Below are 7,021 nucleotides of genomic sequence, written 5' to 3' on the forward strand. Positions count from 1 at the left end.
GCCTGCAGGTTGGTGTGGGTGAGCATGGCGCCCTTGGGTTTTCCGGTGGTACCCGAGGTGTACATAATGAGCGCGACGGTGTCCTCGGGGACATCGATCTCGGGCAGATCCGACGGATCCTCGGCGAGCAGCGCCTCGAAGTCCAGATGTGCCGAATCGTCACCGCCGTCGACAACGATCATGGTGTCGATCGCGCCCGTGGCAGCGCTCACGGCATCCATCAGGGGCGCAAGCAGTTTCTCGGTGACGATGACCTTGGCGCCGCTGTCGGCAACGAGGAACCCGACCTCGGCTGGGCTCATCCGGAAGTTGACCGGTACCGGAATCGCGCCGATCAGGTTCGCGCCCAATACGGCTTCGATGTACTCGGTGCGATTCAGCATCGTGATCAGGACGCGGTCACCGAATCGCACTCCGCGACGATGCAGGGCGGCGGCGAAAGCGTGGGACCGCTGATCGAGCTGACGCCACGTGGTGGACGTGTCCAGGTACCTGATCGCCGTCCGGTCCGGCGTCATGAACGAATGCCGACGTACCTGGTTGTTCCAGTGGTTTCGGCGCGAGCGCAGCGGCTCTGTGGTCAATTCGTTCGTCGACTCCGTGGTGGCGGTCATGCTCACTCCTGTCGTACGCGCGCGGCTCGATGGACCTGAACTGCTGCGGCTCTGTGTCCCCGGTCACACAGTTCTACGACGAATTCTTTCGCTCGGCAATGACCATCGAAGTTAATCGGTGTTCGCCCACGTATTCGGCGGGCCGGAGGAGCCACTCAGGTGCTCCGGCTTCCGCGGACCGAGTAGGCCGCATACGTCACACCCGACCCGAACGCCTTCGAGTCGAGAAGTTCCAGGCGTGGCAGCACGCAACCGTCCGGGAAGAACCGCCGACCACGGCCTTGCAAGACCGGGAAAGTGAACATGCGGAACTCGTCGACGAGCCCGGCCTCGATGAGCGCGTGCGACAGCCGGATGCTTCCCGTCAGCACGATCTCGCCGCCCGGCTGCTGCTTGAGGCGGCCCACCTCGTCGACCGGGTCACCGGACAAGAGCGTGGTGTTTGCCCACTCAGGGTCGGTCAACGTCGAGGTGACGACGTATTTCTGCGTCCGGTTCAGGTACTCGGTCCCACCGGTTGTGTCGTCGGACTGATGCGGCCAGAACGCGCGCATGTCCTCGAATGTCTGCCGACCGAACAGGACCGCGTCGCAACGCTCCTCCTGCCGCGCCAGCTCCGCGTTCATCTCGGCGTCGTGGGCGGTGGGGTCGAACCAGTCGTCGAGAAACTCGACAGCACCGTCGAGAGTGACGTTCTGGGTGAGAGCCAGGGTGCGCCCGGTCATATCGGTTCCTTCCCTCGCGACATGGGCTACCCGCGTCGGCGCGGAGCGAAAACGGTTCCGGTCACGCGGATAGCCGCAGTCGCGCGATCCGATTTCGGGTATTTCGCCGGCATCGGGCGGTTATGTTCGTGGCCGTACCGGGACCGCCAATCGCCTCGGCCCGGACGGACACCGCTGCGGAGGTACCGATGCCCACCGTCGAAACCGTGCGAGGACCGATCGATACAGCCGCCCTCGGCAAAGTGCTCATGCACGAGCACGTCTTTACTCTCGGCACCGAGGTGCGGGAGAACTATCCCGGGTTTCCCGACCCTTGGGACGAGGACGCACGCGTTGGGGATGCGGTGACGAAACTGACCGCGATGAAGCAGCGCGGTATCGACACGATCGTCGATCCAACCGTCATCGGACTGGGCCGCTACCTTCCGCGAATTCAGCGAATCAATGAGCTGGTCGACGTGAATATCGTTGCAGCAACAGGGATTTACACCTACAACGATGTTCCATTCCAGTTCCACTACCCCGTCCCGGGCGGGGGCGAGCCGATGGTGGATCTGTTCGTCCGCGACATTCGTGAGGGCATCGCGGATACCGGAGTCAAGGCCGGTTTGCTCAAGTGCGCCATCGACGAACCGGGCCTCACCGCCGGCGTGGAACGGGTGATGCGGGCCGTGGGTCGCGCTCATGTCGAGACCGGCGCGCCGATCACCGTGCACACCCATGTGCACACCCGTTCGGGCCTCGAGGTCCAGCGCGTCCTGCGCGAAGAGGGCGTGGATCTGACGAAGGTCGTCATCGGGCACTCCGGCGACAGCACCGACCTCGACTACCTCTGCGAACTGGCCGACGCCGGGTCGTATTTGGGCATGGACCGGTTCGGGTTGGATATCCTGCTGCCCTTCGAGGACCGGGTGAACACGGTGGCCGAACTGGCGCGGCGCGGATATGCCGAGAAGATGGTGCTTGCCCACGACGCGTCCTGCTACATCGACTGGTTCAACGAGGACACCGTGGCCGCGATGGCGCCGAACTGGAATTACACGCACATCAGTGACGACGTCCTGCCAGCTCTGCTCGATCGCGGGGTGACCGAAGCACAAATCGCGACGATGCTCGTCGATAATCCGCGGCGCTACTTCGAGAGTGCGCGCTAGGCGAGTACGCCGAGATCCCGAGCGCGCCGGACGGCATCGCGCCGCTTGGCCACATCCAATTTCGTGAGAATCGCCGAGACATGATGGTCGACGGTTTTGACGGACAGGTAGAGCCGTTCCGCCAGTTCCGCGTTGGTGAGCCCGAGTTCGAGCAGGCGCAGCACTTCGACCTGCCGCGCGGTGAGTCCGACGGAGTTCGCCAGCGTTGTCGATCTTCGCCGACCGGGGATGCCAGTAATGCCGCGCGATCGAAGATCCTTCCTAACTCGGTCTGCCAGCGCGTCGGCACCGAGCCGATCGAGTTTGTCGAGTCCCTTCCGGCATAGCGCCGGATCCGCGCCGAGTCGATCAGCGCGAGAGCCGCGTCGTAGGGCGTCGAAAGGCGTTGAAACACTTCTGCTGCCGCGGCGCACTCACCGTCGAGAAGGAGCCGGTACGGCTCGGCGACACCGGTTACGTCGACCGTGACGCCCAACCGGTGCAGCCATGCGGCCAGCTCGCCGCGAGACCACTCCAGTCCTTCGCCGGATGACGACTCGAGCAGTGCTGTGCACTCGTCGATACGAATGTCGTCGGACCCGGTGATCCACATCGATTCGGCGATGGCGGCAGCGGCCGGCAGCATTCGGATCAGTTCGCCGTAGCGTTGTGCCAATTGCCAGGCGTCGTCGATCCCATTGCGCGCGAGACCATCCCGGCGCAGCCGGACAAGGCCACCGATGAGCAGCGGCCAGGTTCGTGCCAGGGGCGCGCTCGGACCGTCGAGCACCGTATCGGCATCGATGACCGCCGAATCCCATTCGCCGAGAAGGAACTGAAGCCGCGCCCGTGTGCCTAGCTGCCAGACACGGCAGATTGGCAAGTCGTGCTCGACCATCAGCGGCAGACTGACGTCGAGCAGGTCCGCAGCCGGCTCGAGACGCCGTTGCTCGACGTCGAAGTAGATCAGATTGCTGTAACCGCTCGAGTAGGTCTCATCGACGTATTTGGGTCCCCCCGCCAAGATCGACAGGATCGCCTCGCGACCGGCGTGATCGTTTCGCAGTACCGCGCAATAGTTCTCGATCAAATGCACCCGCGCGCAGCGCGGGGTCTTCCACCCGTTCCGCGATCTCGACCGCACGGACAAGAGCCGTGTCCGCGCGGTCGAGGTCGCTCGCATGCAGCGCCATGAAGACCTGCATCGCGAAGCCATGCCCGAGCTGAACAATCTTCTCCGCGTCAGCCGTGGTCGCGTCGTCGGAAAGCACTGCGACTGCGCGGGCGGTGTGATCCTCGGCCAGGGTCCGGTTCGCGTTGGACCACTCGTAGACCGCGAGCGCGTGGTGATCCGCGCTGACCGCTGCCATCGCCCCCTGTTCGCGGCGGATTCGGAGGGCACGCGCGCACGCGTCGATCGCATCATCGAGCCGATCGATCAGGTAGAACTCCGCCGCGAGCGACTCGAGCAGACCAGCCTCGTCGTCGGCCGCGAGCGGCCCACCTCGCTCGAGGGGCGACTGTGAAGAAATCGGCGGCCTGCGTATGCGCACCGGACCGTGCAGCCGCGTGGCCCGCGTCGCGCGCAGCGCGCCGAATACGTTGGTGGTCACCGGCTTCCAGCGCGTGGTAGGTCAGAACGGCCGGGTCTATTTCTGGCGCGCCCTCATACGCGGCGATGAGCCGCCGATGCAGACCGGCCTCGGCGCCGGGCGGCATGGCACCACCGATTGCCAGCCGGTACAGGTCGTGCCGGAACGCAAGCCCGCGCGACGTTCGCTGGATCAACCCGGCATCCGCCAAGGCGCGCAAAGGCCCGCACACCGTTCGCGCGGGCGGTGAGCCGACCGAACTCTGCCGCGCATTCGGCGAGCCTCATGGAGGTCGATGGTAGTCCGAAACAGGCATCCGAGCAGGGCAAACACACCCGTTCGGGTGTACGGCGACCGTCACCCGGTTGGCCAAAGATAGGGAGTTTCTCCCCATGCGCGAGCGGTACTCGGTGGCCGAATCTTGAACTACCACGACACCGTCACGGAACCACCACCAACAGGAGAATCCCATGAAGCGCTATGTCATCGAACGAGAGATTCCCGGTGCGAGCGAACTCGACGAGGAGGAACTCGCGAAGATCGCCGTCGAGTCCAATGCCGCCGTGGCGTCGCTGCAGGTGTCGTACCGGTGGATCACCAGCTATGTCGCCGGAGACAAGTTGTACTGCATCCACGAGGCCGAGGATGCAGACGCGATTCGCGAACATGCGCGGCGCGGCGGTTTTCCGGCAGATGTCGTGTCTGTCGTCGCGAACGAGTTCGGGCCGCACACCGCCGAACTCGCCGACCAGAGGTGACGGGCGCACGTGTAATGAGCTCCATCCCTACCCTCGCCGGTGGCGTGTCGACCGCGTTCTTCGTGGTCGCCACGCTGCCGATGTTGTGGAAGGCGGCTGCCACTCGAGACCTGTCCTCCTACAGCATCGGCAACATCGGGCTGGCCAACGCCGGCAATCTCGTCCACGCCGTCTACATCCTGAGCCTGCCGCCCGGTCCGATCTGGGTGCTGCACGGGTTCAATGTGAGTACGACGGGGCTCATGCTCGTCTGGTACCTACGTCACCATGGCTTGTCCGGATCGCGAAAGTCCGTGATTCCCAATGATTCGCACGACTTGGGCGGAACAGCCGGTGCGGGTCGGATGACTTCAGTCGGAGCCGAGCACTGGTCGGACCATCCGCGTCACGTAGTCGGCGATCGTGTCGACATCGGCCTGTGCGAGCGCAGGTGTCGCGATCTTCTGCCGCATGACAACCACGCCGAGCAGGAGAGCATCAAGCAGTTCGGCACGCAGGGCGGCGTCGGGGCCAGGAAGTCGGTTGCCGAATCCCTTCGTGAACGTCGTCTCGATCATGTCCCTGATGACCGCGGTTATCGTCTCGTTGTTGAGCGCGCCCGCAAGTAGTTCGAGGGTCCCGGTTCCGGATGCGGTGACCTCGAGCACTTCGTGCAGCATCGCGGCTGGAACTTCGTCCAGCGGCGCCGACGTGGCAATGCTTTCTGCGGCCGATCCGCCGGTACGGACCGCTTCGATGAAAAGCGCTTCCTTGGAACCGAAGTAGCGGTTGATCAGCGCTTGGTTCACGCCGACGACGGCGGCGATATCGCGCGTGGTCGTCTGGGCCGCACCCTGCTGGCCGAGCAACACCCGAGTCGCGGCCAATAACGCATTCCGCGTTGCCGCGGCATCACGACGTCGGGGTTGGGACTCGTCGGCGACCATCGAGCAGCGGCCTTTCGCTCGGATAAACGGCTGATCGCCAAGCTTAGGTCACCAATCGTGTCGTGACCCGAGACACAGCACACATAAGTCTTCACGCGTTGACTTACCCCTCGACTGCTCCTACAGTTCAAGTCATCAGCTGATTACTTGCGCCGCCCGTGACGGCGCATTCGGCGTTTCCGTAACCCTCGTTCAAGGAGTTTCGTCGTGCATTCGACTCCGTCTGACGCGCGCTCCGGTGCCGTCATCGCGACCCTCGCCTTCGCCGGCACGGTCGCGGCAATCATGCAGACCCTCGTCACTCCGCTACTCCCCCATCTTCCCGAGATGCTGCACACGACGCCGTCGAATGCGACCTGGGTTATCACGGTGACATTGCTCGTTGCCGGTGTGTGCGTTCCGATTACAGGCCGGTTGGGCGATCTGCTCGGCAAGCGTCGGGTACTGCTTGCCTGCACGGTGCCACTCGCGCTGGGATCGGTTGTCTGCGCGCTGTCTGCCTCGGTGCTGCCGATGATCATTGGCCGCGGACTGCAGGGCCTCGGCATGGGCATGGTGCCGCTCGGCATCGCACTGCTTCGCGATGCCGTCCCGACAGAGAGGCTGAGTTCTTCGATCGCCCTGGTGAGCGCATCGATGGGCATTGGCGGCGGCATCGGACTGCCGCTTGCCGCCGCAGTCGCCGAGTACGCGAACTGGCATGTGCTGTTCTGGGGTTCGGCGACACTTGCGGTGATGACTGCCGCCCTCGTGTGGTTCTTCGTCCCGAGCAGCCCACCGGCCGCGAAGGGACAACGCTTCGACGTTCCCGGTGCCGTTGGCCTCGCGATCGGCCTTGTCGCGCTGTTGCTTTCGGTGTCCAAGGGCGCGGATTGGGGTTGGACATCGGCCACCACGCTGGGCCTGTTCGTCCTCGCCGCCCTCGTACTGCTGGCCTGGGGCGCCTGGGAGTTGCGCACGCGTGAACCGCTGGTCGATCTGCGCACGACCGCCCGACCTCGCGTCCTGACGACGAACATTGCCTCGATCTTCGTCGGCGTCGGGATGTACGCGAGCATGCTGGTCGTCCCGCAGATTCTGCAGCTGCCCGAGTCGACCGGCTACGGTCTCGGCCAGTCGATGCTGGCTGCCGGCCTGTGGATGCTCCCGGGCGGACTCATGATGATGATCGTTTCGCAAATCGGCGGACGGATTACCGACCGCCTTGGACCGAAGTTCACATTGATGGGCGGCATTTCGGTCCTCGTCGCCGGATATGGACTGTCGCAGTTGC

The 7,021-nt window shown here is 64.4% G+C and carries 10 protein-coding genes; 5 read left to right on the plus strand and 5 right to left on the minus strand.

Annotated features, from left to right (window positions below):
* Together A8G08_RS15675 and A8G08_RS15680 are read right to left on the minus strand one after the other, a co-directional pair.
* Positions 1–614, minus strand: a 614-nt coding sequence (locus A8G08_RS15675; protein WP_157108604.1) for an AMP-binding protein, incomplete at its 3' end; no start/stop codon positions are given.
* A gap of 155 nt (positions 615–769) precedes the next feature.
* The gene (locus A8G08_RS15680; protein WP_068275843.1) at positions 770–1,339 is read right to left on the minus strand and encodes a dihydrofolate reductase family protein; all 570 of its coding nucleotides are present in this window, start codon (positions 1,337–1,339) and stop codon (positions 770–772) included.
* Positions 1,340–1,527: 188 nt separating this feature from the next.
* Between A8G08_RS15680 and A8G08_RS15685 the strand changes: the two genes are divergently transcribed.
* Positions 1,528–2,493 (plus strand): phosphotriesterase family protein, encoded by a 966-nt coding sequence (locus A8G08_RS15685; RefSeq protein WP_068275861.1) that lies wholly within the window; start codon positions 1,528–1,530, stop codon positions 2,491–2,493.
* Here the strand turns inward: A8G08_RS15685 and A8G08_RS28040 are convergent.
* Positions 2,490–2,657 (minus strand): LuxR C-terminal-related transcriptional regulator, encoded by a 168-nt coding sequence (locus tag A8G08_RS28040; protein WP_169823317.1) that lies wholly within the window; start codon positions 2,655–2,657, stop codon positions 2,490–2,492. The genes A8G08_RS15685 and A8G08_RS28040 overlap by 4 nt on opposite strands.
* A gap of 491 nt (positions 2,658–3,148) precedes the next feature.
* On the opposite strand from A8G08_RS28040, the gene A8G08_RS15690 reads away from it, so the two are divergent.
* Complete coding sequence (locus A8G08_RS15690) at positions 3,149–3,331, plus strand: hypothetical protein (RefSeq protein ID WP_068275846.1); 183 nt, start codon at positions 3,149–3,151, stop codon at positions 3,329–3,331.
* A gap of 136 nt (positions 3,332–3,467) precedes the next feature.
* Here the strand turns inward: A8G08_RS15690 and A8G08_RS15695 are convergent, their stop codons facing one another.
* Positions 3,468–4,085, minus strand: a complete 618-nt coding sequence (locus A8G08_RS15695; RefSeq protein WP_068275849.1) for a hypothetical protein — start codon at positions 4,083–4,085, stop codon at positions 3,468–3,470.
* Here A8G08_RS15695 and A8G08_RS27205 point away from each other — a divergent pair.
* Both A8G08_RS27205 and A8G08_RS15700 read left to right on the plus strand, forming a co-directional pair.
* A complete protein-coding gene (locus A8G08_RS27205; protein ID WP_157108605.1) occupies positions 4,078–4,314 on the plus strand; it encodes a hypothetical protein in 237 nt (78 codons plus the stop codon). The two genes, A8G08_RS15695 and A8G08_RS27205, sit on opposite strands and share 8 nt — an antisense overlap.
* Before the next feature lie 220 nt (positions 4,315–4,534).
* Positions 4,535–4,822, plus strand: coding sequence for a DUF4242 domain-containing protein (locus A8G08_RS15700; protein ID WP_068275852.1), 288 nt, complete (start codon positions 4,535–4,537; stop codon positions 4,820–4,822).
* Positions 4,823–5,172: 350 nt separating this feature from the next.
* On the opposite strand, the gene A8G08_RS15705 is transcribed toward A8G08_RS15700, so the two are convergent.
* Entirely contained in the window at positions 5,173–5,748 is a 576-nt protein-coding gene (locus A8G08_RS15705; RefSeq protein WP_068275854.1) for a TetR/AcrR family transcriptional regulator, read from the minus strand.
* 207 nt (positions 5,749–5,955) lie between these two features.
* On the opposite strand from A8G08_RS15705, the gene A8G08_RS15710 reads away from it, so the two are divergent.
* Positions 5,956–7,021, plus strand: a 1,066-nt coding sequence (locus tag A8G08_RS15710; RefSeq protein WP_068275858.1) for an MFS transporter, incomplete at its 3' end; no start/stop codon positions are given.

Source organism: Aldersonia kunmingensis, assembly GCF_001646865.1.
Classification (GTDB): Bacteria; Actinomycetota; Actinomycetes; order Mycobacteriales; family Mycobacteriaceae; genus Aldersonia; species Aldersonia kunmingensis.